This is a genomic window from Nitrospira calida (genome assembly GCF_976986435.1).
Genome location: NZ_OZ335950.1, coordinates 2,489,813 through 2,515,919, shown reverse-complemented (window position 1 = coordinate 2,515,919; position 26,107 = coordinate 2,489,813). Strand labels below are relative to the sequence as shown.

The following is a 26,107-nucleotide window of genomic DNA, read 5'->3' as shown; positions in this document are numbered from 1 at the left end:
GCGCGGCTGGCCGCGGCCATGTGGGACCGCTGGATCGAGGAACGTCAAGGCGCTCCGCGGGCGGGCCTCCGATACCGCCGCATCGAGGACTGCTACCTGCGCTGGCTGCGGACGGTGCTCCATCTGGCCGCGGCGGGCGCGCTGGTGGTCAGTGTCCTCGCCGCCCTGCTCATGGCCCTGGGCATTGCCGGCTGGCTGGTGGGCGGTCCGGACAAGGATATGGGACTCTTGTCGGTTTTCGGCGGCGCCGGTGTGCTCGAGGCGGCCGCGCTGTGGGCGGGCGCCGTGTTTTCGTTGCTCACGCTGCGGACGCTCCGCGACTGGGAGCGCAAGCTGCGCGGCGAGCCGTTGGAGGGGCAGGACCAGGATGCGCTCTGATACCCGCGGAGACCGACCGTTGCCGCCCCATCGCGCGGCGAGCCGCGGGCCCTGCACGGATTGCGGGCGGGTTGTGCCCTGGCGGGCGTGGCGGCACGGGCCGCCACCGGCTCGCTCGTGCAGCTCTGCGCGCGCTGCGAGCGGGCGCTGGCCGCGCGCGAGGGCCCGTCTGAGGGGAGGGGGCATGGCGGAGGGAAACGGGCCGGCGCAGGCGGCCGGCGCGGACAGAGAATCGGCTGAGGTGTGGTACATCGAGCGGCCCGCGGGGCGGCCGCCGCTGGAGCAGCTGCGCCGGCGCCTGGCCGAGCAAGGCATCCGCCGCGTCGAGGTGGTCACGGACCGGGTGATCCGCTGCTGGACCGTCCGCGCGCCGGTGCTGCCGGGGAGTGGCGTTGCCGGGTGCTGCCGGGGTGACGGAGCCCGCGGCGCCGGCGGTCGGGATCCGCGCCGGGGATCTGGTGCGGGTGCTGGCCGGGCCGGCGGCGGGCGCGGTCGGGCGCGTGCGGGCCGTGGAGGAGTCCAGGGCGCTCGTCGAGGTGGTCGTGTGGGGGCGCGGCCTTTCGGTGAAGGTCCCGATGGCGGAGCTGGAGCGGCTGGCGGGCCTGCCGTGGGAACGGCAGGCGTCGCGGCCATAGCGGGAGGATCGCGTGTGGCGTCGCGGGTTGGGCCGGATCGCGGCCTGGTTCACCGGGGGAATCGGCGGGAGGTCCCGTCCGGCGGAGGTCGTGGAGATTGAGGTGACCGAGCTGGCGCAGATCTGGCTCCCGCATAATCGGGAGCCCTGGCCCTTGCCGGGAGAGCCGAGCGCGGCGCCTGTGGCTGCGGCTGCCGCCGCGCCCGTCGCCCCCTCGGGCTCCCCGGTGCCAAGCGCCCCGAGCGGCGCGGGCGAGCCTTGGGCGAATCCCGTGTCGAGTCCTGCGGCGGCCGAGGCCTCGGCCGCAAGCGCCGCTGCGGGGGCAAGGGATCTGCCTGCTCCGTTCGGGCCGTTGCTCGCGCCCTATGCCGAACGGTGCCGCCGGCAAGGGCTCTGGCCGGTGATGGAGCAGGCGGTGGCGGCGCTGCTGGAGCACGGTGAGGCGCCGTCGGTGGTGCTGGAGCGGGGTGCGGCGGACCGGGAGGCCAAGGATCTGGCGTCGCTGCGGGACTCGCTGGGCAAGGTCACGCTGCGCGACCATACGGCGCATGTGCTGGCGGCGATCATCGAAGTGGTGCGCGAGCAGTACCGGGAGCCGGACAGCCATATCCCGCGGGCGGCGCTGGCGGCGCTGGCGCACGACATGGGCAAGATTCCGGCCTGGCGGGCGCTCAAGGCCTACGGCAAGCAGGATCACGCGGCGATCAGCGCGGTGAAACTGCGCGAGTGGGCCGGCGAGGGCCCGGAGCCGTGGTGGCTGGAAAGCGTCGTGGCGGCGGTGCGCGACCATCACCGGCGGTCGAACGAGATGTTGGCCACGTGGCTCCGGGTGGCGGACCAGCGGGCGCGGGAGCGCGAGATCGCGGCGACCATGGGCGATGTCCGGGTCGCAGCGTTCCCCGCGTGGATGGACGAGGCGCGGTGGCGCGAGCTGGTGGCGGCGGAGATCGACATGCTGCAGAAGGGCAACCAGTGGCTGGCGCTCACGTTCCGCGGTGTGGTGTATGCGAAGCTCGACCTGGTGCTGCGGGCAGCCCGGACGGTGATGCACGAGCGCCGCGCGGTGGATCTCACGTTCCTGGCGGATGGGGAGCGGGAGCGGGCGGCCGCGCGGCTGGTCCGCTGGCTCAAGGAGAGCGGCTGGCTGGCCGACGAGATCGGCGACGGGCATTACGGGCTGCCCTACGAACTGGAGATCACGGTGCCGCATCAAGGGCCGCGGCTGTTGCCGCCGCATTATCTCGTGCCGTTGAAGGTCGAGCGGTTTGGGTCGGAGGGCGTGTTCCGGCAGCGCAAGGCGGGGATCCTGGCGCTGATCACGGCGGTCCGCAAGCGGCCGCTCGCGGCGGAGGAGTAGGGTGCTGTCCATGCACGCGCGGGCTTCGGACCAGGACAGCAGTCAGACGGTTGATCAAGTGCGGTCCCCAGCGGCGGTCCAGTGCCTCACGTGCGGGACCATCGTGCCGTTGCCCACGATAATGCCGGAGGTGTACTGGGCCGATGCCCGGTATTGGCACCGGCCATGTGCCATCTCGGCGGCTCCGTGGGCCGGTGTGGGCCCCAAACCGGGGGAGATGCGGCGGTGCTGATGGAGTCTGATCTCTGGCAGATGGCTGCGGCGGCGTCATCCGGCGCGTCGGGCGTGGATATTGTGCGGTACCAGGCGCTGGTCACGTGGTGGTTTCAGACCATCTTCTATGGCTGGCCGGCGCGGATTCTTGCGGCGCTGGCGCTGCTGCTGGCCTTTTGGCGGGGCATTTATCACCAGCAGCTGATCCTGGGGGCGCTCTTTTTCATCCTGTGCGTGCTGTTCACGTACACCGGCTCCGTGGTGCGCGTGTTGGCGGGGTTGTAGGCCATGGGCAGGGGCGGACCGATTTTCCTGGAGACCTCGACGCCGCGCGAGCGGCCGCAGAGCCTCATCGAAGTGATCAGCCAGATCCAGCAGTACGCGACGATCGAGTTCTACGGCGCGCCGGTGCCGGTGGAGTCGCTTCTGCTCAAGAACCAGAGCCTGCTGATTTACACGGGCTTTAAGGGGGGCGCGGGCGGCATGCTGCTCGGGGTCGTGCTGCTGCCGCTCTCGCTCGCCGTGCTGGACACGCTGGTGCCGGTCTTCGGCGGCGGGCCGAAGACGGCGCTCGCCGCGCTGTACGACCGGGCCTGGAGTTTTCTGATGACGTTCTTCTGGCCGCTCGGCTACTGGGCATTGTTCGTGACGCAGCTGGCGCCGTGGTACTACGGCCCGGCGCCCAAGCGGGCGATCAACTGGCTATGCGCCGGCTGGATCGCCGGGATCACGCTGAAGGCGGTGCTGGGGGCGATCGCCTATCATCTGCTGCTGTTCCTCGTGCCCCCGGCGCGGGTGCAGGACTGGCTCCTGGGAGACACGCCGCTGGCGCTGCTGCTCACCCTGCTTGGGGTCGCGGACCCGCTGGATCGGCTGACGTGGGTCGCGTGGTACGAGCGATTCTATCCGATCTGGATTTCGGCGAGCGGGTGGCTGCTGGGCACCGCGGCGGGGCTCTCGCTGACGCTGGTCCTGGCGTTGGCCTGGGGCCACCGGCGGGCCGCGCGGCGCGCGCAGTGGAATACGCTCTACGAAGTGTTAGGATAACGTGGTCTCTGCCCCGGATCCAAGGCCGGAGCCGCTGGCAGAGGAGGACCCTATGGCATCGTGGACGTGGACGGACGGCTGGATCCTGGCGGCGATCGCGTTAGGCGATCAGCGGGGCCGCGGCGCCACGCTCGCGGACATGATCGCGGCAGCCGACGCGATACAGCACGCGATTCCCACGGGGGCGGAAGTCGGGAGCGCGGTGGCTAAACTCCTGGCGGGCCAGGTGATCACCGAGGCGGACGGCCGCTATCGCGTGGCGTCTCGCCGGCGCCGCCATGCAGGCAGCCAGAGGCCGGCGCTTCGTCAAGCCCCTGGCGGCCGGAGGCCTCGGCCTGGACGAGACGGGATTGCTGCCGGACCTCGTGTTGCTGGACCGGCGCGACCGCTGCGCGCTGGAAGTCCTTGGCCGGCTGGACGATCCGGCCTATGCGAAGGCGTGGGAGGAGAAGGCGCGGCGGTACCGGGCGAGCGGCCGCGCCTATTGGGCCTGGGATCCGCGGCGAGAGCCCGATCCGCCGCCCGTGCCGCCGCCGGATTGAAAGCGTGGCCGACGCAGGCTGTGAAGGTTCCTCACAGCTTGAGGCTTGCGGAAGACGCTGGTAGAATCCAGCGCACACCCTGGAAACACAGAGGCCGTATGTCTGCTCACGCCCGCTCGACCAAGCTCACCTACGAGGATTACCTCCTGTTTCCCGACGACGGGAAGCGGCACGAGCTGATCCACGGAGATCACTACATGACGCCTGCGCCGAATACGAAGCATCAGCGTGTCTCGCTCCGTCTGGCCGCAGCTCTCGAAAACTGGATCGCCCGGCAACGGCTGGGCACCGTTTTGGCTGCTCCGTACGATGTGGTGTTGTCCGACGAAGACGTGGTCCAGCCGGACCTTCTCTTTATCTCGGCGGAACGGTCTTCCATCATCACCGAAGCCAACGTCCAGGGCGCCCCGGACCTCATCGTCGAGATCCTCTCCGACGCCACCCGCAAGAAAGACGAAGTGACCAAGCGGAAACTCTATGAGCGATACGGCGTCAAGGAATACTGGATCGTGGATCCGGAGCTGGAGACGGTGAAAGCGCTCCGGTTGAGCGGGGACCAGTACGCGCGGGCTGCGGAATGGTCGAAAGAAGCCCGCGATCTCCTCACGACCCCCCTCCTTCCCGGCTTCTCGCTGCCGCTCGTGGAGATCTTCGACTAGCTTCGGGAAAGGACCAGCCGCGGCGGGATCTCACGGCGAGGCGGCCATCGTGCCGTCCGCCGTCCGGCGCAGGGCCCGCATGTAGAGCCGGTGGCGGACCCGCTGCGCCAGGGTGATGAGCGTGGGCAGGACCTTGGCGGGCAAGCCGAAGTAGACCAGCGCCTCTTTAGCCAGGAGGCGGGCCGAGCCGGCCGGCGCATGCGCCGCCCGTTCCTCGAACCACTGATCGACGACCTCCCAGCGGTCCACGGACAAGCCGACCAACCGCCGGATGAGGGCCGCTCGATAGGCGGTTGCCCCGCCCTTGCGGATCAAGGCATGCACCTGCCGGGTCACCTCCTCCCAGCGAAGCAGGAGATCGGTGGTCTCCAATGGTGGCTCGGAGGGGTCCGACAACTGCGCGAGCCCCATCATCACGCAGGCCCGCGCCACATCGGCCGCGGGCATGCCGCGCCGGGCGGCCAGCCGGGCAAGGCGAGCGGCCGCCTGGGCGGGGATGCGGATGGTGTAGCGGACGTAGCGGCTGCGCCGGGTCATCGCCCCTCTCCATTAGCCGCCGGGTCCGCGCCGGAGGCGGGCACGAGATCGCTCGCGAGCCGGAGGTAGCCCCGGACGTTGAGCCATTGCCGGTCCTCGGCGAGCACGAGATCGCCGCGCCAGCGGCGGAGCGGCTCGGCGAACAGCTCCGCGCCGCCGCCACAGAGGATAACCTGGTCCAGCCAGCGGCCGTCCTGCCAGAGGCTGCGGCAGGTCGCGAGCAGCTGATCGGCGAGGGGCGCCGCGGCCACCCGCAGCCGATCCTGGAGATCGCGGATCACCGTGGCCTGGTCCGGGCCCAGGCGCACGGCGGGTAGCGCCCCGCGCAGCAGTTGCTCGATCACGTACCCATCGACCTCCCAGTTCCAGCGGGCATGACAGTCGGCGGCGAGCGTGTCGTACAACGCGCAGACGCCCAGCCGGAGGCCCGTGCAGCGGGCCGTATGGATGCGGCCGTAGCGGATCGTGACGAATTCGGTCGTCCGGCCGCCGATGTCGATCAGCCCGATCTGGCTGTCCTGGTCCAGCAGATCGAGGGCGACGGCCGCGGCGGCGCCCTGTTGGGTCACCAGCACCTGCCGGGCTTTGAGTGTCTGTTTGAGCACGCGCTCGATCGGTTCCGACAGCGCCGGGGTCAGCGGCACGGAGAGCGGGACTCCCGTGACGAGGACCGCGCCGGGCGGCACGCGCTCGGCCAAGGCCAGCAGCACGGCGCGGTAGGGGATGGATTGCCACCACGTGTCCCAGCGGAGATGGTCGCTCAGCCGCCGGCCGGACCAAATGGCCCCGTGGCCGACGAGATAGGCCGTGCCGTCGAGCGTGATCACGGTGTCGCCGGGGCGGGTGCGCCCGGCGGGGCCGCCGTCCAAATCCAGCGGGGCCACGGCGGTCGGAAGCAGCTCGCGCGTGCCGTCCGCGGCGAGCCATTTCACGTAGGCGTAGCCCACGTCCAGGCCGGCCGCATACGCGGCGGACGATTTGGCCGCCGGACGGCGCGCCCGGGGTTTGGCCGGGCGCTGAACCGCTGTCTCGGACACGGACAGGTGCTCGTCAATTGAGTGCGTCGGTTGTGTCGTCATAGCATCTCCCTCCTGAAACAAATGAGACTCGCAGGCGTTGGGCGAGCGCGGCGAGCCGGCGGCTCTCCGCCGCACGGTCCTCGGCGGATGGCGTGGCCGGCTGGGGCCGGCGCGGCGCCGACCGCTGAGATGCCCTCGAGCCTGAGTGAGGCTGAGGCGACGCGGCCATCCTCTGCCGGTAGCGCAGCAACGAGCGGCAGCTCGCCGCAAGCAGCTTGCGGAGGATCTCCGTGCGCCGTCGCGGCGGGATCTGTCCCAAGCAGATGCGGATCACCGCCGCATCGGGATCGGCGTCCGGCAGTTCGATGAACCATCGCACGCGCATGTCATAGACGGTATTCCCGTCGGCCCTCTGGGAAATGGCACCAAAAATGGCACCAAGCTGGTGCCATTGACCGCAAATGGCACCAAATCTCAAGCGGGTCATCCGTGAAAATGGCGCTCGATCTGCGGCAGAATGCCACAGAGCTGTAGCGTAACGCGCCAGCCGAAACAGCCAAAACTGTGGCAGGCTGCTACAGAAAAGTGGCGTCGTGTGAAAAGAACAGTGAAAACATAATAACTATACTTCGTATAGTTATTTACTAGGCGACTAACATGATCGGAGATCGAATGGGTCGGCGATCGGGGACAGTGTGGAACGGGAATACGGTACACAGGGAGGTCAATGGTGCCAATGGCGCCAATGGTGCCATTGGTGCCATCAATCCAAACGAGGAGGATCTATGAAACCGAGTCCGCACCGCACGCATGGAGCAGCCGCTGCGCCACCGTCGCCGCCGCAGCAAGCCCGCTCATTGTCTGGTCCGTCTCTGTCGTCGTCACCTCTGTCGTCGGCGGAAGGATGGGCCGGTGATGGCGCGGAGCAACCCGCGATGCGCTCGTGCGCGACAGGTCGGGTCGATGCGGTGACGCCGCAGGCCTGTCGGGTCAACGGGATCTGGCACGCCTATCCACGGGGGTGGTCGGGCTGGCGTCCTGCCGTCGGACAGGCCGTGCGCGTCGAAGCCCGGCTGGTGTGGCTCATCGAGCGCATGGAGCCGATCAGTGATGCTCTGTCGTCGGGATCAGCGGCCAAGCCGGGTGCGCCACGTCCGCCGCAAGCATCGTCGGCGAACGTCGCCGGACAGCGACAGCGGGTGTCTGGCGTCGTTGCGGCGAGCAACGAGCGCGGCGTGAAGCTCGGCGAGACCTGGTACAACTATTCGCGCTTCACCCCTGTGCCGGAGTCGGTGCGGGCGCGGATCGTGCCGGGCGCGCGGGTCAGCCTGGAGGTGGACCGCCAGCGGTGGATCACCGAGGCGGTCATCGACGCCGAGGGACCGGGTGATCCTGGCGTGGAGGAAGACGGCTGGGAGGGACCAGTGGACGAGGAGTGGGGCCTGTCGCCGGGCCAAGACGGGGGGTAGCGCGGTGTCGGAGAGAGCCGAATGGCCCTTGACAACTGTGGCGACACGTGGTACGAGCGACAATCGTCAACACCATCATCGAAGCACGAGAGGAGGTGAGGCCGCTCGAAGATATCATCCTCACGCTTGCCACATGGTGCCCGGAGAGCCGGATGATCGGCAGGTCCGGCGCACCCCTTTCGCCTCGAGGCGCCGGCGCGTGACGGCAGGCTCCTGGAGAAGTCCCCGCAATCCATCTGCCGCAGCGCCGACGGAAAAAGCACCAGCCCTCGGTGGTAGACCAGAATCCATGAAAGAACCACGGCTCCCGTCGCAAGGGAACCGTGGCCATGTAATCTCTCAGGTCACAGCACCCGGACGGTCGTGTCCACGTACCGCTGCCAAGCGGGATGGCCGGGCGAACGCCGCCTGGCCGAAGCAGACCGTCTGTAGTCTGAAGGAGGACACCGATGCTCGATTGTCTCTTCGACACCTGTCAAGTCACCGTGTCGCTGGACGGGGAGATCCTGGCGCAGGTGCCGGTCTGGACGCTGCTCGTGTTCCTGCTGGGATGAGCATCGTCGCCACGCGGATCGCCGCGCTGATCCACGCCGATGAGCAGGCGGACCCGGCCCCATCGCGGGCACACGCGCCGGAGTGAGGAGCTGGGAGGCAACCATGAGCTGAACGAGGAGAGCGATGCAGGACGTAGGACCATTACACGGCGACCTGTTGTTGGGCGTGCTCGTCGTCGCGCTGTTCAGCGCGGCAGTGGGACTCACCATGGTCATCCTGCGCATCCTCGACCGGATCTCCGCGGAGAAGGAAGCGGAGTGGGAACGCCTGATGAGCGCGGCGCGCGCGCGAATGAGAGTGCTGGTATGGCAAGAATTCAACAAGAAACGGCACGCAAGTCCCCTGTCTATGATGGAAGTCCTGGACTTGCTGGAAGCCCGGCTTGATGAAAAAGAACAGGAGCGGACACAGCATGTTGGCGCCAATTCCCATGAACAATGTGCAGGTCGTCAATGATCTGCCGGTGATCCCCGTGCTGCGGGTGGCCAGGATCCTCGTCACGGTGATCGGCATGGGCCTGCTGATCGAGGAGTGGTGGCGAACCGTGCGGCGGGGCCTGCGGCAAAGACGGCGGACCGTGCGGCGCGTCCCGGTCGCGCGGTGAACGGAAGGAGCCGGGCCATGCCGGTCATGCCCATGCGGTCAGGGTGCTCACGGAGAGTCGGGGCGTGGACCGCCCCGGCCATCCGGCGCGGCCTCCTGTCCGGTCTCGCCGGCCTGCTCGCGCTGGCGCACGTCGGCTGCACCGTGTGGATCGGCAAGCGCGACCTGCACGTTCAGTGGGACGAGCGCCGGGTGGTCGAGGAACGAGTGATCGGCGAGGCCCGCGCGAGCGCCGTGGCGCATGCCGACGGCCTCGGCTGGACCGTGGATGTCCAGGAGCCGGTTGAGCAGGTGCTGGCCAGAACCGGCAAGCGCTGGTTCACGGCGCACCGGTTCTATGTCGCGCCGGGGCTGTCCTGGGGCGTGGCGGCGCTGGGCTGCGGCGTCGGCATCCCGATGGGCGTGCCGGTGTTGGCGCTGAACGCCTTGGTGGGCCGGTGGGACATGTTCACGGAGCGCTATGTGCCGGAGGTGCTGGTCGGCGGGTGCGCGTATCCGCTGATCGGGCTGGTGCCGGGAGGGCGGAACCTCAAGACCTGGGAGGCCGTCGAGGACCCGGAGCATCGCGAGGAAGCCTGGCGGCCGGTGTCCGAGGCGGAAGTGGGCGTGCGGCTGGCCGGCCGGCCGTGGATCCGCTATCCCGTCGAGCCGGACGGGCAGCGGAGCGTGCGCGTCGAGCACGTGCCGCTGGCGGTCGAGGGCGCCGGCGTCGAGGCCGTCGAACTGGGCGTCTGGGTGCGAGGTGCCGTGTTGCGGACCTGGACCGAGACGGTCAGCGAGGCGGCCCGGAAGCGGCTCGCCGAGGAGCCGCGGGTGCCGCGAGAGGCGTGGCCCGCGCGGCTCACGGTCGGCGTGTGGGGCTGGGAAGGGCTGCCGGGCGCGGTCGGGAGCGGGCGAGCGGCGGCTGGTGGAAGAGATCACGCGGGTCGTGCATCCGCGCGGCGGGCAGGTGCTCTGGCTCTCGTCCCTGGCGCGTCCCGTGCTCGACGCGGAGCGGCGGCGGCAGTACGAGGGCGGGGTGGCCGAGCGGGAGCAAGTGGCCGTGGGCCGGGAAGCGGGCGCCACGATCCTGGTACGGCCGGTGGCCCGGCGAGCGGGGACGCTCTGGCAGGTCGGCGTGGACGTGCTGGCCGTGGAGAGCGGCACGGTCTGGACGGCGGTGAGCTGGGAGGTGCCGGAGGCGGCGCTCGCGAGCGCCGTGGAAGCGGGGATCGCGCGGGTCGCGCGGCTGTTGGCGCACGCGCCGGCGCGAGACAAGTAGACGGAGCGGGGCCGCGAGGCGCGGTCCCGGTGTTGGGTTCACACGCACAGTGAGGCAAGGAGAGAGCGAACGACGGTATGGACGACAGCAACACGATCACCATCCTCATCGCCGTCGCAGTGGGCCAGGGGCTCACCTGGCTGCTGCTCGGCTGGCAGATCTGGGACGCGCGCCGGTGGCGGGCGGACGTGAGCCACCGCCAGTTGGCGGAGACCACGAGCCTGCTGTCGCGGCTGTGCGAGTCGCAGCGGGAGATCGCCGCGACGGCGGAATGGCTGAAGCGGCACGAGCAGGCCGTCGTGGCCGCGGCGACGGGCGGGGCGGCTCCGCCCCGCGTGGGGCAGAAGACGGATGGGAACGCAATCGCGGCCGGGACCTATAACGGGAACGGCGGGCTCGGGCCCGCGGCGAAGGCATCTGGCGCCGCCTCCGCATGGGTGGGCCGGTGCATTCGGTGCGCGACGGTGGTGCGGGCGGATCACCGGGTGGCCTACTGTCCCCCGTGCCATCGGGCGTGGGTCAAGGAAGGGAAGCCGGGGACGCCGGAGCGGTACTGTGCCAAGTGCGGGCGGCCGGCGGAGGGGATCACCCTCCGGCGGAGTCAGTGCGAGGTCTGCGCTGGGCCGAAGCGGCCGGCGGGAGCGGCGGCCCTATCGCAGCGATGAGCCGGCGAGCCGGAGCCGGCGCGGCAGGTTCCTGGGCGGGCGTCCGGGGGCCTGCTGGCCGCGTGACTCGCGGGTGATGGTGCTTTCAAAAAGCTGTTCGAATGGCCGGTTCACCGAGGCTAGGCGGAGACGAGCGCCTCCCTGTTGGGTTCTCTGCGCTTCCTCATCCTCCCTGGTAGAGCCCGTTCGGCCCGGCGCGATGTGATTCGCGAACGGTTAATGGTTGCAGAGGCAAAGGCCAAGGAGCTCACACCATGAGAAAACACAAAGCTGCTCAAAGAATCGCGATCGAGGAAGGAAGCGGGAATGTCTATGCTGATGTCGGTGCGCGAGATCCTGAGGCCATGCTGATCAAGGCCCAGCTTGTGGCAAAAATTGATGAACTCATCAAGCAGAAAGGTCTGACGCAAACGGAAGCGGGCGAGTTACTGAGCTTGCCTCAACCCAAAGTGTCTGGGCTGCTCAAAGGTCACTTTCGTGGCATTTCAGAACGTCGCTTGATGGATTGCCTCACTCGACTCGGAAGCGATGTCCAAGTCGTGGTGAAACCGGCGCCACGAAACCGCCGCCAAGGCAAGCTGTCCGTCCTATTTGCCTAACTTGAGATTCTCCTCCGCTTAAAGGCCGGAGATGCCTACTGCGCTCAGGCGCGGCGGTGAGCCGCCCCCGAGTCGCTTCGGCGTGCTCCTCGAAACCGCATGCCTCGCAGGTGAACCGGGCTTGTGTTCGCCGGCTGTCTGCCGACACCTGGCCGCAGCGCTCGCGTTCCGGTCTCTTCTTCCTGGACGAGGATCGATAACCTGCGGGCCGCGTTGTGGATGGTCTCGCGGTACGACGTTCCAGTCTTTCCCTGCCGGACCCAGGTCGGCAACTCCCCGGTCTTGTCTTCAGCGGAGTTCTTCGATCGCGTTCCAGTGTTCACCCTGCTGGACTCAGGTCGCCAATCTCCGGGCCCCTTGGGGGACCACTCGCAACGCCCGTTCCAGTCATCGCCCTCCTGGACTGGGGTCTGCAACCGTCTGGTGCGGTACCGCGCATCCGAGATCGAGGCGGTTCCAGTCATCGCCCTCCTGGACTGAGGTCTGCAGCGGTCGAGACCGGATGCGCCGCGGCCGAATCCAGCTCGTTCCAGTCATCGCCCTCCTGGACTGAGGTCTGCAGCGCTCCAGATAACCTGTGTTGAAAGATACTTGCAACGCAATAGCGAAAGAAATCCTCGCAACCGTGTCCATCGTCGCGGACCCGGCCCGGTTTGCGAAGCTGCTGCTCCAGCCGAGGCCTGCCACTGCTGGAGGAGATTCCGGCAGGCGTTCACGTCCTGATCCGCCACGTGCCCCTGCTCGCAGCGGAGCACTTGCTCCTCGCGCGGCCCGAGCATGGCGCGGCCGCAGGCGGCGCAGCGGGCCGTGGTGCCGGCGGCGGGGATCTGCACAAGGGTCGTCCCGGCGCGCGGCGCGGCGTGCTGGAGCGCGGCCCGGAACCGGGACAGTCCGGCCAGCTGGCGGTATTTCGCGGCTTCCTGCTGGACCGGCGTCGTCGGCTCCTGCTCAGCCAGCTCCCGCAGATCCAGCGCCTCGATCACGAGGGTGCCGAAGGCCCGGCAGAGGCGGGCCGCCTGGTTTTGATACCACCAGTTCCGGTGCCGGATCATCCGCTGCCGCAAGCCGGCGGCTTCCCGGCGGAGCGAGGAGACGCGCGCGGCCCAGGCTGTCAGCCGCTCGACCGCGGGCCCGTCCAGCTGCGCCTCAAGGCAGAGCGCCAGGAGCCGGCGCAAGCCCCCGTCCCGGACCTTCGTCAGGACGGACAGGAGGCGCTGGGCGGCCTCGGGCAGGCCGGCGGGCGGGCGCTCGCGGAGGACCTGCTTGAGCTGTTCAGTCTCCGTGTCGATGCGCTGCTGGAGCTCGCGCAGGTACCGGAACGACCGGAGGATCGGCTCCGGCAGGATCAGCCGCTCGACGGTGCCGTCCTCCGCCAAGACGAGGGCCACCTGCACGCGGTCCTGGTCCAGGACGCGGTAGCCGACATCGATCGCGGCGGCCTGCCGCGGCGGGCGGGCGATGCGAGGGGCGGGCGGCAGTTCCACCGTGAGGCACAAGCGCCACTGCCAGCGGGCCGGCCGCTGAACCACGGTGCCACCCTGCCGGCGATACACGGGCGGTGCTGTTTGCGTCCCGACCAGCGTGGCGGCTTTCAAGTATCCCCCGGCGGGCAACGGGCGATGGTAGACCAGCCGGAACGGGAGGGTCACGTCCTGGACGCGGAAATAGCCGTCGGTCAGCATGGCGCGCCGCCGCTCGCCCTTACGCCGGCCGGGATCGAACGCCGACGCGGGGACGGTGCGGAGATTGACGCGCGCGCAGTCGCCGAAGAGCCAGGGGCGCGAGGCGGCCTAAGCCGCGCCCAGGGCCAGCTCGGAGATGGGCAGGCCGCCGCCGGTCCAGCGGTGGAGAAACCGGAGCCGGACGGGATCGGCGGTATCCGGCTGGGGCGGACCGCCGCCCTTGGCCATCCGCTTGCAGGCAGCGAGAAAGCGCGTGAACACGTCATCGACGTGCGTCCAGTAGATCGGAAACGGCGCGTCCGGCGGGGCTTGGCAGACCTGCCGGCGCAGGGCGGCGAGGCGCGCGTCGTAGGCGCGGCGCAGTTCGGCCAGCGCAGGCTGGAGCTGCTCGCGAACGGCCTGCCGCGCGGCGCGGCGGGCCTCGCGGGCGGCCGTGAGGCGGGCGCGGGCCTCCTGGACGGCGGCCTCATAGGGGCCAGGGCCTCGCCGGGTGTGCGGCGCCGGCGCGCGCGGGCCTGCGTGAGCGCCGCGTTCGCTTCCTGAAGCCGCTGCTTGGCCTCTTCGACGGCCTGGGCGGCCTGGGCCGCGGAGGGCTGGGCATCCAGGAGCGCCTGCCGGCGCGCGAGAAACTCCTGGAACCCCGCGCAGAGCTGATTCCAAAGTCCCTGTAGGCGGTCGGCTTCCGCCCGCCAGGCTGGCGGGAGCTCGGCCGCGGTGGCGAGACGCCGGTGCGGCGGTTCGGGATGCAGCAAGGTCACGCCGTACTCGAAGACCTGGACCGGCCAATCGCGGAGCCGGTGGCGCGGCCGTGTCCGGGCAGGTTGGGTGGCTTGATCAGTCAGCATAGTCGTCTCCTCTTGGGTTGAGCTGGCGGTGGAGCGGGCCGTCCGCGCGCGGCGGGTCCTGCGGCGTGAACGGGCCGTCCAGTTCGAGGGGACGCGTTCACGGCGGCGAGCCGCGTAGTGCCGATGGCGCACGCTCCATCACCCGTAATACGGGTGATGAATCCGCGCCCCGCGCCCGGCGGGGGCGCGCGTGAACGGGCGCTCGTCTAGGGAGAGAGGGCACAGCAGACGCACAGGAGAACCAATGGTCCCAACAACCCGACCTCGAGCGCGAACGTCTCGCCAAGCCGCCCTGGAGATCGGGGCCCGGCTGGCGCGCCTGCGCGCGGCGGCGGGCTTCACGCAGGCCAAGTTCGCCGCCGCCGCGGGAGTCAGCAAGCCGGTGATCACGCGCGCGGAACAGGGAGGCGTCATTCCCGATCTCAAGACGGTGCTCGGGATCGCGCGGGCCTTTGGCGTGTCGATGCACTGGCTGGCGGTCGGTCACGGCGCGATGTTCGCGGAAGCGCCGCCGGGCGTGGTGGCGCTCGCCAAGCCTGGGAATGTGACAGCCTTTCGCGCGGCCGTGCAGCTGCTCGGCGCCTCGCCTGTGCCATGGGACTTTGCCCTGCTCGAGCTGGGCCCGCCGGGGCGCGGCGGGGAGCCGGCCGGTGCGGGCGGGCTGTTGTGGCAACCGGGCTGGGCCGCGGCGCGCCGGTATGGCCTGCTGCTGCCGAGCCCGCTGTCCGCCTATGACACGATCGCCTGGCTGACCGCCTGGGTGTCGGCGGGGCATCGGTTCCGCGGCGCGTATCGGGTCAGCCGGGAGCACGCCGAGGGCCTCGCCAGGATGGCGCCTGGCTTTGTCGCGGAGGCCGAGGCGGGGCATATGGCCCAGTTCTGCGGGAGGCTGCTCGCGCGCGCGCCGGATCGCGTGGCGTTCCCGGAACTCGAGCAGGTGCGGGCGTGGCTGCCGAGCGCGCCCGTGGAGCGGCTGGAGGAGGCGCTGCGCGGTCTCGCCGGCCAGGCACCGGCCTCGGCGAGCCTGGAGGCGCTCACGTGCCTGCTCCAGGAGCATCCGGAGATCGTGCCCCAATTGTATAGCATCGCTGAACGGCTGCTCTGATCGCGCCTTGATTGGCGAGCGGGATGAAGAGTCAAGGCAGGCCGGCTTTTTGTTGATGACAGCTTCGCCCCGGCACACGGGTTCGGGCCGTCTGGATCGTCGGCATCAAATTGTTGCCAAAGGTCGCGGTATTGCCTAAGATCTCCTGCCTGTGGAGGGGACATTGGGTTGCTGGCCGAGATCTGCGTGAGGATGCGGAAGAACTAGGTAGAGTCGAACAGCTAGGCCTGTGATCAGCATCGCTCCCGCCATCGCCAAACACTATCCAGCGCTGAACGAAGCCCAACGAGCCATCGTGGGCCATCTCGACGGGCCCCTGCTTGTGATTGCCGGACCAGGTTCGGGCAAGACGTTCAGTATCGTACTGCGCGCACTCAACCTGCTGTTGCTCGAAAAGGCTTCCCCGAAGCAGATCGTACTCTGCACTTTCACCGAAAAGGCGGCCTTCGAGATGCGCGACCGGCTCGCGGCTGCCGCGCGGACCGTTGGATACAAAGGCGACCTCTCCGAGTTAACCGTCTCGACCATCCATGGATTCTGCAACCGGATTCTGACGCAGCACCGGCACCGTACCAGACTTGGTCATGGCTACGACACACTAGACGAATTGACCCAACTTCTGTTCATCTTTGAGCACTTCGACGAGATCATTGGCCCTTCCCAGAACGGTCGTTTTCTGTGCCGCTGGACGACCCGCTGGACTGCCATCGATCACGCACGTGCGTACTTCAACAAGATCGCTGAGGAACTGATAGACCCTGCGCAGCTGCGCAATTCCAAAAATCCGTTCCTACGCTGCATCGGCGAGGCGTACACCCGCTATGAGAGCGTCCTGCTCCAAGCCAATCGGACCGATTTTGCCCATCTCCAACGCATCGTCTTCCAACTGCTCCAAGATTCCACGACCGCCGCCGTCACGCGCGATCTTCGGTATGTCCTCGTGGACGAGTACCAGGATACGAACTACATCCAAGAGCGGCTGCTCCTAAAACTCACGGAGAAAAGCCGGAACCTGTGCGTGGTTGGCGACGAGGACCAGAGCCTGTATCGCTTCCGCGGCGCAACCGTGCGGAACATCCTGGAATTTCCGCAGCGGGTCCCGGACTGCCGGGTTCTGCCGGAGACCCGAGGCGAGGCGTATGAGTCCAGACGTGGCCTGGCATACAATCCGGTCGTACATCAAGGGCATGCGGTTGACCGATGACGACGAACTTGATCCGGAGGAATTTGTGGCCCTGGGCAAGCGCCGAAAGTCGGTTTCTTCACAGACCTACCAGCAGGTCTACGAACACGTCTGGTGCAGATGGTACAAGCGCTTGTGCAAAGAGGAGGGCTATTGGGACGATCAGGATCTGGCGGCTCGGGTACTGGACTCGAGTGCCGCACGTGTTTCGAACTTCGCGGCGGTTTTCTGCGATGAGGCACAGGACTTCACGCCTCTGGAACTCGAGATCATTTTTCAGCTCTCCGTCTATTCCAAGCGATCGCTCGTTCCCGAGGAGCTACGGCGGGTTCCAATCGTTTTCGCGGGTGACCCCCTGCAGACGATCAATCCCACAGGTTTCCGCTGGGACGTTGTACAGGCGGATTTCCACGAGCGTTTCTGCGCCGTCCTCGATCCACGTCGCCGGGCACCGCTCGAGATCAGCTACCGCGAGCTACGGTTCAACTACCGCTCGAACCCGGGCATCGTCCGGTTCTGCAACCTGATCCAGCTCCTCCGTGCCGTCCTCCTCGGAGACCCCGATGCGCGGCCGCAGGAAGCATGGTGGGTCGACGAGCCCGCGCCGCCGGTGTGGTTCGCCATCGACAACGCCTTCACCAAACAGCAGCTCCAGCAGCGGCCCGATCTCGTGAAGCTCGTGAACTGCGAGGAGGGCGAGGAGAGCGAGTTTGCGCGTGCTGACACGATTCTTGGCGGACTCAAGGAACAGAGCGACGGCGTCTTCCCAAACGTCCTCGGTCCGACTCGAGCGAAGGGGCTTGAGTTTCCAACCGTCGTCCTCTACCGCTTCGCCGAGACCGCTCCCAGCAATTTCCTTCGCTTGCTCAATGGGGACTTGAATTTGCGGGACGACTCCGAGCAGCAGCTCCCCTTCGAGTACTTCTTGAACCGCCTCTACGTGGCGGCAAGTCGCGCGAAGGGTCAGCTCTTTGTGGTGGACTCTAACGATGCCTTTGACCCAAAATCCGGTTTTTGGCGGTTTGCATTCGAAATGGTCGACCGCCTGGTGGAGCAGACAAAGGAGCCACAGGTTTGGAAAGATTCAATCACCTTCCTCGGACGAGGTCATGAGGGGGCATGGAGTGGTGAGCGTGTCGACCCGCGAGCGCAGGGTGCTGAGTACGCCGGGCACGGACGCCGCAAACGCGATCCTTACCTGATGCGCCAAGCGGCTCTCGCGTACAGGAGCGCGAGCGACGAGATCGAGGCGGGATGCTGTCTTGCATTGGCTGCGGAATTCGAGGGAAAGCACCGGGAAGCCGGCGATCGATACCGAGAGCTGGGTTTCCTCGACGAGGCGTTCAGGTGTTACTGGCGGGGCCAGCAGTTCGCGAACATCTGCGAACTGGCGGCCAAAGATGTCGCCTATGCAGGGCGACTTGAGAGCCGTGCGGCGGACTTTATCGTCCGCAGCGGTAGCGAAGTCGCGCCCACATTTCTGTCGGCGGTCCTGGACGCAGCCAGGGAGCCAACCTGGCGGGCCGAGGCAGCGCAGGACGCAACCTGGAAGCTGGTGCTGGCCAAGCTGGCCGAACGGCTGGCCAAGGCGAGCGGTGACAAGACTGTGCCGTGGAGAGAGACGTGGGCAACCTTCCGGCAGTTGACACAGGACGGGTTATCGCTCCCCGAGCAGTACCTTGCTTCGATAGCTTACGCTGCGGGCGAATACGCTACCGCAGTCGGGATCTGGGAGCGACTGGGAGAAACAGACCGCGCGGATTATTGCCTGGCAAAAGGTCGTCTAGCGCCCTTCCCGGAGAACATCGGCTGGTTCAGTCGTCTCAAGCAGTGGAGCGAGGTTCTCGCGCAGTGGCGAGAGCATGGTGCCAACTTGCCCAACCTCGGCGCTCTTGAGGATAGGGTCGTGTTCGCGGTTATCGACGCTGCTCTCAACGCGGGGGACTTGGAGCTCGCGAGAGAGTTGACCGCGGTGAAACCCAACCGACAAAACGTCGCGGATTTGTTCGCCGCCGCAGCGAAGAGAAACGATGAGTCAACGCTTGTAGCGGGGGCACTCGTGGCAGTGCGACTCCTCGTCAAATCCGGGTCTTGGGCTGCTGTCGTGAACGCTGCTGAGCAGGCGGATCTTGGGGAACTCGCAAAGGGAATGAATAACGAGGCACGGCAGTTCCTTGGGCGTAGCGACATACGTGTCCAACTGCTTCGGGTAGCAGTTGAGGAGCTCGCTCGCTCGCCGGAGCTAGCAGGTGAATCGGCCGACCGTAAAGGATCAATTAGCGAGTTTCTGCACCGGACCTTCGTTGGCAAGGGCGCCGTTGCCGGAAGGTGTGGTCTGCAGGCTGACGTGGTCGGTGCAGCGATCGAGCGAGCCGGGAAGATCGTCGATGCACTCCAGTACTACGAGAACCTCCTGAACGACCCAGATGCATCAGCGGAGCTAAAGCGATTTGGTGCGGAGCGGCTCGTCCGGAACCTCGAACGACACGCGGCGTACCTCCGCCGGGAGCGTAACGACGAGGCACAGGCGAGAGATAGAGAGGATCGAGCCAAGAGGCTTCGGGAAACATGGGGCCTTGGAGAACGGCAACTTTCCGAGTATCCAGAGCTTGTGGCGAGGAGCGACGCGGGCGGACTCTCAGAGTGGGCACGCGGTCCGTTCAAGTTTGTGCTCTCCCGCGTGCATGCTCGCTTTCGGATCGAACACCTCCAGCGATTCGAGACAGTGACGGTCTACGTGCAGGAGAGGGAGCTCCGCGGCGAAGTACCTGTCCAGCGGCTTGATCGGGCCAGCGATGACGCCCACGCGTGGCAGCTACCTGATTGGAACATGACAATCGAGCTTGTTAAGTGTGCTAATGGCCACAGTGTGTGTTGTTTATTTTCCGGCGAACGCTTCGAGGTGCTAGTGAAAGCACCCGATCAAAGCAGGTGAAAGGACATGTGTGGAAAACGAGTGCAGGTCAGAGACGGCGCTGCGCGCCGCCACTGATGCGGGCGTTAGCCTGACGAGACGGAGTTCGAATCCGTGACGAGCAGCGACACCGTCTCCTGGAAGAGGATTCAGGATGCAATCTGGGCATGCGAGGCTTGCCGACACCATGAACTCCGACACCCTGAACGCGTAGCCTACAACATCCGGCAGCAGACTGATGCGCCGGTCCAGAGGGTCAAGCTCCGCCTCGTCGGGATCGCACCCCCTTTCATAGAAGGGATCGTACAGAAGACGCGAGCGCTGAGCGCGACCAACAATCCGGACGACAACCTTCGGCGCTTCATCCTTGCGACCCTCCCCGGACCGTGGGAGAACCTCCTGTCGCAAGGTCTCTTCCTGGTCCATAGCGTGAAATGCGCCATCACGGAGAAGGATCGCCATCAGAATCCTCCCGATGATGTGGTCGACGCTTGCGCCCCTCGGCATTTCATTCAGGAGTTTCTGCTTCTCCGCCCGCCGCGAGTGGTTGTCTTCGGGAAAGCCCCGTATCGTGCGCTGCTCAAGCTCCCAGGGTTGAGGGCTCCACGCGGTCTCGGAGTTTCGGCCTCGGTCGCCCAACTGGTTGACAAGACAAGGGGTGGTTTGGCGTTGCAGGCAGATGGGTGGAAGTTCTCTGTCCACGTCAGTCCTTTCCCACCTCAAAACAAGCAACTCGCTCGAGAGGTGTTGAGAGAAGCAGCACAGCTGGCGGGAGTGCTCGCTGGTCCAGGCCCACAAGAGGCTTGAGTGGGCTGGCTTAACGTCGGCCGCGCAGCGGGCTGTGACGCTTAGCGCGTGAGCGTGACATGCTGAGGTTCGCCAAGGAGACACCGTTTCTGGCACCAGGCTGGGGGATTGAGAGATCCTGTCAAGAGGTGTGAGCGTGCCGGGCGAAGGTGTCGTTGATCAGCCAGTGCGAGTCCGGCCGTGGTAACCTCAAGCGGGCCACGTCGTCAGCCGCGGCCGTGCGTAGCAAAGCGGGCGGCTGAGCGGGGTGCCAACCCTCGTGAAGAGTGAGGGGATGAGGCCGGGAATGGGCGCGGCATCGGCCGAGGCCATGCTCAACGACCGCCTGTACAAGCGGAAAGACGACTTGGTCGCGACGACGATCATCCCGCAGGCGATGGACGACCAGCTCGAAGACTGCATCCTGGCCAAGCCACGGGAGACGGTCGGCGGTGGGTCATCGCAGACACCCGGTTCGACGGCCTGTGCGCATGCGGGTCAAGCTCCGCTACGCAAGCGATCCACCAGTGCCTGAATCGTCAGTGGTGCATTCCCCTCTGCGCGATTGTTGACCAGGACATACGCTTGGCGCTCTTCTCTCACGGCCTGACGAATCAAGTCCACCGTATCCCGCCGCATCTCCGGGAGTTCCTCGATGATCTTCGTGTAGGGCTCCGCTCGTTTCTTGGCCTGCTCGTAAGACATCTTGAGCGGTGTGAGGAGGCGCAGCACCGTGAAAGGGGCGGTGAAGCGTCCCAGCCGCCGGTGCTGCTCGGCCAACGGCGGCATGTAGCTCCAGTGGTTGTACACGTGCGCGACGCCGTGCCTCTCAAGGACCTGGCGGTACTCAGGGCCGAGCAGGCCGGCGTTGCGGACTTCGACGGCATAGCGAAAGTCCTTCGGCACCTGTCGGAAGAACGCGTCGAGCCGCGAGCAGAATTCCTCGACGGACAGCCCGTGGCGCTGAAATTCGAAGATGAACGGCCCCGTATGCGGTTCGAACCTCGCCTCCCGGTAGGGCGCCAGCACCAGGTCGTTGAACACGGCTGGGTCAAGGAACCGCGGGTTCGGCTGGCCGGCCTTGGCTCCGTACCGCGGCTGTTTCGCATACTGGGGAATCGTGATCTCTTCCCAGACCTTGCAGCACATGTCGAACTCGTCGAAGATCTGATGGAGATAGCGCCGGAGCTGGTTGGCGGTCGGCGGGCGATAGAACGTGCTGTCGTTACCGACGGTGCGGAACAGCGGTTCGCCCTGGTACTGGTACTGGCAGTATTCCCCCAGGCATTCCGAGGCGAAGCGGCTCTTGGGGTAGGGCCGCTTGTAGACCAGGCCTTGCCAGCCCTCGTAGGCCCACGTGCTCGTGCCAAAGCGGATCAGCGGGGAGAGCGGCATGGCCGCGAGTGTACGGCTACGCGACGATTTCCTCAATGGGCTCGATCTGCAACGACTTCGTTCGTTGCACCGACCACCGTTGGAGGCTAGATTATGGGAAAGCGTCAGGACGAGTGGGCCAGGATCTCAGAGGAGGGAGCCCGTGCAAGTCATTGCGGTGGTCGAGAAGACCGACGTTGAGTATGTCGCTTCGAGCGATGAACTTCGGGCGACGGCCAGCGGGGCGACGGAGGAGGAGGCACTGACAAACCTGAAGACCGCCATCAGAGAACTGCTGGCGCTGTACGAGCCGGAAGTGAGGCGCGTCCTTGAACGGCGCAAGGCGGTGACTATGGAAGTCTAACGCCTGAGGCGTCGCACACGTCCTCCTGAGCTGAGCGTTCCCCAGCTCACGCATGCTTCTTCGAAGATCCCCGTCATGAGGCGACTTCCTCAACGGCCTCGAACGCCCGTTCCATGTCACTGGCAACCAGCCGTCGCAGCGCCGTGACCCTCAGCGTGATGGCCGAGCACTGTTCTTCCACGACCCCCTTTACGACATAGGCCTGGTTCGGCGCCAACAGATAACAGTACTGGCGATAGACATCGGGAAACAGGGTCGCGTCGTAAAGTCCTGTCCGATCCTCGAAGGTGACGAACTCCATCGGCTCGCCTTTCTTTGTGGAAATGATCTTCTCAGTGACGAGCCACCCAATCACTGTGACCTCTTCGCCAACGTGCTGAGCTAGGTTCTTTGCAGGAATATGTGGGATGTGAGCGAGCACGTCCTTGAAGAGATCCAACGGATGACAGCTCAACGGAAAACCGAAGAGCTCCAGCTCGTGCGCGAGCTTCTGTTGGACTGAGTACTCAGCAGGAATGGGCAAATAGCCCGGCGGCGTGGCGGCCTGGGAGGCCAACAGGCGCCACAGCAGCCCGGGGCGCGTGAGGTCCCCCGCGATGGAGTCGAAACAGCCCGCCTTGATCAGCAGCGTCGCTTGGGCGAGGTCGGGCTGCACCCGCGTGAGGAAGTCGTGAAGCGACCGGTAGGGGCCGTTTTCCGCTCGCTCCGCGAGGAGCCGCGTCGCGAAGGCCGCCTGGAGCCCCTTGATCTGCATCAGTCCCATGCGGATGGTCTTGCCCGATCCGGTGTATGCCCAGTCGCTCGCGTTGAGATCCGGCGGGAGGATCGCGAGCCCCATGCGGCGCGCCTCGGACAGATAGGCGAAGGTCGAGTAGTAGCCGCCCTGATGGCTCACCACGGCGGCCATGAACTCCGCGGGGTAGTGCGCGCGCAGGTAGGCCGACTTGAAGCTGACCTGCGCGTAGGAGGCGGAGTGGGGCTTACAGAAACTGTAGCCGGCGAAGCTCAGGATCATGGCCCAGACCTGGTCGATCACGGGCCGCGGCACGCCGCGCGCCGCGGCGCCGGCATAGAACTGCCGCTGGTAATCCCGGAGTCGCCGCTGCTTGTGCTTCTTGCTCAAGACCTTTCTGAGGTGATCGCCGTCCTCGACGGAGAAGCCGGCCACGGCCACGGCCACTTTCAGCACGTCTTCCTGATAGACCATGATGCCGTGGGTCTCGGCGAGCACCTCGTCCACGAGCGGATGGAGCGGGGTGTACGGACGCCCGTGGGCGCGGCGGACGAACTCGTCGGCGAACCGGTTGGCGGCAGGCCGGATGATCGAGGAGACGGCGACTAGGTACTCGAAGACATCCGCCTGCGCGCGCCGGGCGGGCGGCATGGTGGTCCAGAGTTTCTTGAGCAGGAGCCGCGTCGCCGGCGACTCGATGTAGAAGCACCCCATCGTGTCGCCGCGTTGAATCAGGTCGTTCGTGGCCGGGTCGCGGATCGGATCCCACGTCGCATAGTCGATCACGCGGCCGGTCTGGCGGGCGATCGCCGCCAGCGCATCGCGGATCACGGCGAGCGAGCGATTGCCGAGCAGATCGATCTTGACCAATCCCGCCTCTTCGGCCTGCTCCTTCTCCCACTGGATCACCGGCCAGCCGGAGGCGGAGCGCTGCACCGGCACATACCGTTGAATCTCGTCCGGCACCAGCACAACGCCGCCGGGATGGAGGCCGAGGTGGCGGAAGTGTCCGTGGAGCTGCACGGCCCAGCAGACAATCTCTGGCCACGGGGCTCTCAGGCGCAGGGCGTCGCAGACCTGCGCGGCCCAGGTCTGAACCGGCAGGTCCGGCGGCACCTCGACCACGTCGGCCCGCCGCGCAAGCAACCGGAGGGCGTGCGCGATCTCTCTCGCCGGTATTCCGTACACCTTGGCGAGTTCGCGCAGGGCGGCCCGCGCGGCCAGCGTGTTCTGGTTGGCCACCATCGCCGCCTGGTTCGGCCCGTACTGCGCGAACACCCAGTGCAGAATGGCCGGGCGCTCATCCCAGGGAAAGTCGAGATCGATGTCCGGGGGATCATGGCGACCGGGGTTGAGAAAGCGCTCGAAGAGCAGGTGGTGGCGCAGGGGATCGACGTGCGTGATCCCGAGACAGTACGACACGATGGAGGCGGCCGCGGAACCCCGGCCGCAGGTCCGCGGCGCCTGCCGCACGATCTCCTCGACGACCAGGAAGTAGTGGGCGTAGCCTTTCTCCCGGATGACGGCCAACTCCTGTTCGATGCGCGCCCTGACCGCCGCGGACACCTCACCATAGCGCCAGCGCGCTCCGGCGTACGTCTTGGTGCGCAGCGTCTCGAAGGCGGCTTCGGCGGAGAGCCGGCGAAAGGCGGGAAAGATGGTCGCCGTGAAATCCCAGTCGGTGTGACAGGCCTCCGCGAGGCGACGCGTGTTGGTGAGCGCCTCGGGGACCTGGGGGAAGAAGCGGGCCAGGACCGGCTCCGGCATGAGCCACTGGGAGGGAGCGGCGCACAGCTCCGCGCGGAGCCGTGACAGGGTCGTGTTCAGGGCGATCGCCCGCAGCAGCCGGTGCGCGTGGTAGTCGGCGGGACGCAGAAAGCAGGCCCGCGTGGTGGCGACCGGGGGAAGCCCCTGCTGCCGGCTGAACGCGACCGCCTCGGGCAGCGTGGGGCCTGGCGAGCATTCCACGTAGAGGTCGTCGTCCGACTCCTGCCGCCACGCGGTCAGGGCGGCGAGATCATCCGACAGGATGAGCAAGCCGACTCGATGCCGGGCGACCGTGGCGGTGAAGTCGAAGGCCTCGTCACAATGGCGCGCGGAGAGGATCCGACAGAGGTTGGCATAGCCGGCTGGGGTCTTCGCCAGCAGCACCGCCCGGTGCCCGCCATGGACGAGCTCCGCCCCCAGGATCGGCTTGAGCCCGGCCTCCCGGGCCACCTCGAGAAAGCGGATGGCGCCGTAGAGCCCGTTCGTGTCGGTGAGGGCGAGGGAGTCCTGGCCCTGGGCGCGCGCCGCTGCGCACAGCGCCTCCACGGTGGGCACCCCGTGCATGGGGGAATACCAGGAATGGGTATGCAGGTGCACGAAGCCGGTCGGCATTCACAGACTCCCCCCGTAGCCAATCGCCCGCTCTCCGAACTTGGCGTGGAGCTGATCGAGCGCGACCGCCAACCGCTTCGCCCGCTCCCGCTGCAGATCGTTGCTGGATCGGTCCTCGAACAAGGACTGTTGCTCCGCCAACGGGGCGAGATCGCTCAAGCCCACCGTCATCCGGCGGAGGCGGATCCGACGGCGGGCACAGCGCCGAAAGAGTTCGGCCAGCAGAGGCGCGAGATCGACTTCCCAGCAGGTCTCCGGCGTGACGCGCGCTTGCTTCATCACCTGGACCTGATCGCTAGAGCAGATCGCCAGGGACAGTCGGCGGCAGACGCGGCGGTGCTGCCGCAGGATCCGGCACAGTTGCCGAAGTCCTTGCAGCAGCCGGCTCCACAGCACGGCATCATCAATCTCATCCGGCTCCAGGATGATGGTCTCCTCCAGCGCAGGTTGGCGCGTCGGCGGGAGGACCGGCGCCTGGTCGATCCCCTGCGCCCAGTGGGAGAGCGGTCCGGCCAGGTCGCCGATCGCGAGGGCCAAGGCCGCCAGCGGACTCTCCGCCACGTCGCCGCAGGTCCGGAGATTGAGGTCCTCCAGCCGCGTCAGGACGGCTCGCAGGCCGGGACGCTGGAGCCCCGGCAGCAGGCGGACCGACAGGGGAGCCATGAAGAGGCGTTCGGCGCCAGGGCGGACCTCATAGAGCTCGGCGGGCTCGATCACCTTTGCGGCCGTCTGCGCCACCAGTTTGTTGCTGCCCACACCGGCCACGCCATCGAGCCGGTCGCGGGCGTACAGTTCCCGCTGCACCCTGGCGGCGACATCGCAGGCCGGCCCGAACAGTCGGCTGGTGCCAGTCACATCCATGAGGACGGTGCCGGGCCGAGCCAGCTCCCATACCGGGGCATAGCGTGCGATGATGGCGAGGAGCCGCTGATGCCCCAGACGGACGCGATGCGGATCGGGGGCGATCACCTGCAGGGACGGGCACACCCGCCGCGCGAGCTCCACCGGCATGCCGGCTTGCAGCCCCTCCCGCTCGGCTTCGGGCGACACGTCATGGAGCAGGGCGCGGGGCGTCGCAAGCGGGGCCAGGGCGAGGGGTCGCGTCCGGAGCGTAGGGTCGGTGAGCCGGACCAGCGCGAGTTCAAACGACGGGATCGCAAAGCACACGATCTGGCGGTCCATGGGACGGACGCTGCCTGTTCGC

At 67.2% G+C, this 26,107-nt stretch carries 25 protein-coding genes; 18 read left to right on the top strand and 7 right to left on the bottom strand.

What is annotated here, in order from left to right; translation table 11 throughout:
- Positions 1 to 18 precede the first annotated feature (18 nt).
- The 7 genes from ACWHTU_RS12430 to ACWHTU_RS12400 all read left to right on the top strand — a co-directional run bounded on the left by ACWHTU_RS12430 (position 19) and on the right by ACWHTU_RS12400 (position 4,830).
- Positions 19 to 378, top strand: a complete 360-nt coding sequence (locus ACWHTU_RS12430; protein WP_447859687.1) for a hypothetical protein — start codon at positions 19 to 21, stop codon at positions 376 to 378.
- Positions 379 to 770: 392 nt separating this feature from the next.
- Positions 771 to 1,013 (top strand): KOW motif-containing protein, encoded by a 243-nt coding sequence (locus ACWHTU_RS12425; RefSeq protein ID WP_447859686.1) that lies wholly within the window; start codon positions 771 to 773, stop codon positions 1,011 to 1,013.
- A gap of 414 nt (positions 1,014 to 1,427) precedes the next feature.
- On the top strand, positions 1,428 to 2,369 hold the full coding sequence (locus ACWHTU_RS12420) for an HD domain-containing protein (protein WP_447859685.1): 942 nt from the start codon (positions 1,428 to 1,430) through the stop codon (positions 2,367 to 2,369).
- 231 nt (positions 2,370 to 2,600) lie between these two features.
- Positions 2,601 to 2,867, top strand: coding sequence for a hypothetical protein (locus tag ACWHTU_RS12415; protein WP_447859684.1), 267 nt, complete (start codon positions 2,601 to 2,603; stop codon positions 2,865 to 2,867).
- A 3-nt stretch (positions 2,868 to 2,870) separates the two neighbouring features.
- Positions 2,871 to 3,629, top strand: a complete 759-nt coding sequence (locus ACWHTU_RS12410; protein ID WP_447859683.1) for a hypothetical protein — start codon at positions 2,871 to 2,873, stop codon at positions 3,627 to 3,629.
- Positions 3,630 to 3,907: 278 nt separating this feature from the next.
- Positions 3,908 to 4,171, top strand: a complete 264-nt coding sequence (locus ACWHTU_RS12405; protein WP_447859682.1) for a hypothetical protein — start codon at positions 3,908 to 3,910, stop codon at positions 4,169 to 4,171.
- A gap of 98 nt (positions 4,172 to 4,269) precedes the next feature.
- The gene (locus ACWHTU_RS12400) at positions 4,270 to 4,830 is read left to right on the top strand and encodes a Uma2 family endonuclease (protein WP_447859681.1); all 561 of its coding nucleotides are present in this window, start codon (positions 4,270 to 4,272) and stop codon (positions 4,828 to 4,830) included.
- A gap of 30 nt (positions 4,831 to 4,860) precedes the next feature.
- On the opposite strand, the gene ACWHTU_RS12395 is transcribed toward ACWHTU_RS12400, so the two are convergent.
- Both ACWHTU_RS12395 and ACWHTU_RS12390 read right to left on the bottom strand, forming a co-directional pair.
- Positions 4,861 to 5,367, bottom strand: a complete 507-nt coding sequence (locus tag ACWHTU_RS12395; RefSeq protein WP_447859679.1) for a hypothetical protein — start codon at positions 5,365 to 5,367, stop codon at positions 4,861 to 4,863.
- Positions 5,364 to 6,446 carry a ParM/StbA family protein gene (locus ACWHTU_RS12390; protein WP_447859678.1) on the bottom strand — a complete coding sequence of 361 codons (1,083 nt, stop codon included), beginning with the start codon at positions 6,444 to 6,446 and terminating at the stop codon, positions 5,364 to 5,366. The genes ACWHTU_RS12395 and ACWHTU_RS12390 overlap by 4 nt, the downstream gene beginning before the upstream one ends.
- Positions 6,447 to 7,321: 875 nt before the next feature.
- Between ACWHTU_RS12390 and ACWHTU_RS12385 the strand changes: the two genes are divergently transcribed.
- The 6 genes from ACWHTU_RS12385 (at position 7,322) to ACWHTU_RS12360 (ending at position 11,538) form a co-directional block, all read left to right on the top strand.
- On the top strand, positions 7,322 to 7,855 hold the full coding sequence (locus ACWHTU_RS12385; protein WP_447859677.1) for a hypothetical protein: 534 nt from the start codon (positions 7,322 to 7,324) through the stop codon (positions 7,853 to 7,855).
- A gap of 678 nt (positions 7,856 to 8,533) precedes the next feature.
- Positions 8,534 to 8,866, top strand: a complete 333-nt coding sequence (locus ACWHTU_RS12380) for a hypothetical protein (RefSeq protein WP_447859676.1) — start codon at positions 8,534 to 8,536, stop codon at positions 8,864 to 8,866.
- Positions 8,841 to 9,014 (top strand): hypothetical protein, encoded by a 174-nt coding sequence (locus ACWHTU_RS12375; protein ID WP_447859675.1) that lies wholly within the window; start codon positions 8,841 to 8,843, stop codon positions 9,012 to 9,014. The genes ACWHTU_RS12380 and ACWHTU_RS12375 overlap by 26 nt, the downstream gene beginning before the upstream one ends.
- A 17-nt stretch (positions 9,015 to 9,031) precedes the next feature.
- Positions 9,032 to 10,327 carry a hypothetical protein gene (locus tag ACWHTU_RS12370; protein ID WP_447859674.1) on the top strand — a complete coding sequence of 432 codons (1,296 nt, stop codon included), beginning with the start codon at positions 9,032 to 9,034 and terminating at the stop codon, positions 10,325 to 10,327.
- Positions 10,328 to 10,351: 24 nt separating this feature from the next.
- Positions 10,352 to 10,939: a hypothetical protein gene (locus ACWHTU_RS12365; RefSeq protein WP_447859673.1), complete on the top strand. Its 588-nt coding sequence runs from the start codon at positions 10,352 to 10,354 to the stop codon at positions 10,937 to 10,939.
- A 254-nt stretch (positions 10,940 to 11,193) separates the two neighbouring features.
- Positions 11,194 to 11,538 carry a helix-turn-helix domain-containing protein gene (locus tag ACWHTU_RS12360; protein ID WP_447859672.1) on the top strand — a complete coding sequence of 115 codons (345 nt, stop codon included), beginning with the start codon at positions 11,194 to 11,196 and terminating at the stop codon, positions 11,536 to 11,538.
- Between the two features lie 533 nt (positions 11,539 to 12,071).
- On the opposite strand, the gene ACWHTU_RS12355 is transcribed toward ACWHTU_RS12360, so the two are convergent.
- A complete protein-coding gene (locus ACWHTU_RS12355) occupies positions 12,072 to 13,220 on the bottom strand; it encodes a zinc ribbon domain-containing protein (protein WP_447859671.1) in 1,149 nt (382 codons plus the stop codon).
- 108 nt (positions 13,221 to 13,328) lie between these two features.
- Positions 13,329 to 13,880 (bottom strand): hypothetical protein, encoded by a 552-nt coding sequence (locus ACWHTU_RS12350; protein ID WP_447859670.1) that lies wholly within the window; start codon positions 13,878 to 13,880, stop codon positions 13,329 to 13,331.
- 429 nt (positions 13,881 to 14,309) lie between these two features.
- On the opposite strand from ACWHTU_RS12350, the gene ACWHTU_RS12345 reads away from it, so the two are divergent.
- From ACWHTU_RS12345 to ACWHTU_RS12330, 4 genes are all read left to right on the top strand, one after another.
- Complete coding sequence (locus tag ACWHTU_RS12345) at positions 14,310 to 15,170, top strand: helix-turn-helix domain-containing protein (protein WP_447859669.1); 861 nt, start codon at positions 14,310 to 14,312, stop codon at positions 15,168 to 15,170.
- Between the two features lie 229 nt (positions 15,171 to 15,399).
- A complete protein-coding gene (locus tag ACWHTU_RS12340; protein WP_447859668.1) occupies positions 15,400 to 16,374 on the top strand; it encodes a UvrD-helicase domain-containing protein in 975 nt (324 codons plus the stop codon).
- Positions 16,310 to 19,288, top strand: coding sequence for a hypothetical protein (locus tag ACWHTU_RS12335; RefSeq protein WP_447859667.1), 2,979 nt, complete (start codon positions 16,310 to 16,312; stop codon positions 19,286 to 19,288). Before ACWHTU_RS12340 ends, ACWHTU_RS12335 begins: the two co-directional genes overlap by 65 nt.
- 1,072 nt (positions 19,289 to 20,360) lie before the next feature.
- Positions 20,361 to 20,588 (top strand): hypothetical protein, encoded by a 228-nt coding sequence (locus ACWHTU_RS12330; RefSeq protein ID WP_447859666.1) that lies wholly within the window; start codon positions 20,361 to 20,363, stop codon positions 20,586 to 20,588.
- On the opposite strand, the gene ACWHTU_RS12325 is transcribed toward ACWHTU_RS12330, so the two are convergent.
- The gene (locus tag ACWHTU_RS12325; protein ID WP_447859665.1) at positions 20,552 to 21,484 is read right to left on the bottom strand and encodes a DUF72 domain-containing protein; all 933 of its coding nucleotides are present in this window, start codon (positions 21,482 to 21,484) and stop codon (positions 20,552 to 20,554) included. The genes ACWHTU_RS12330 and ACWHTU_RS12325 overlap by 37 nt on opposite strands.
- Positions 21,485 to 21,590: 106 nt before the next feature.
- Between ACWHTU_RS12325 and ACWHTU_RS12320 the strand changes: the two genes are divergently transcribed.
- Complete coding sequence (locus ACWHTU_RS12320; protein WP_447859664.1) at positions 21,591 to 21,791, top strand: hypothetical protein; 201 nt, start codon at positions 21,591 to 21,593, stop codon at positions 21,789 to 21,791.
- A 73-nt stretch (positions 21,792 to 21,864) separates the two neighbouring features.
- Here the strand turns inward: ACWHTU_RS12320 and ACWHTU_RS12315 are convergent, their stop codons facing one another.
- Positions 21,865 to 24,903 carry a DNA polymerase III subunit alpha gene (locus ACWHTU_RS12315; protein WP_447859663.1) on the bottom strand — a complete coding sequence of 1,013 codons (3,039 nt, stop codon included), beginning with the start codon at positions 24,901 to 24,903 and terminating at the stop codon, positions 21,865 to 21,867.
- On the bottom strand, positions 24,904 to 26,085 hold the full coding sequence (locus ACWHTU_RS12310; protein ID WP_447859662.1) for a DNA polymerase Y family protein: 1,182 nt from the start codon (positions 26,083 to 26,085) through the stop codon (positions 24,904 to 24,906).
- Between the last annotated feature and the right edge of the window lie 22 nt (positions 26,086 to 26,107).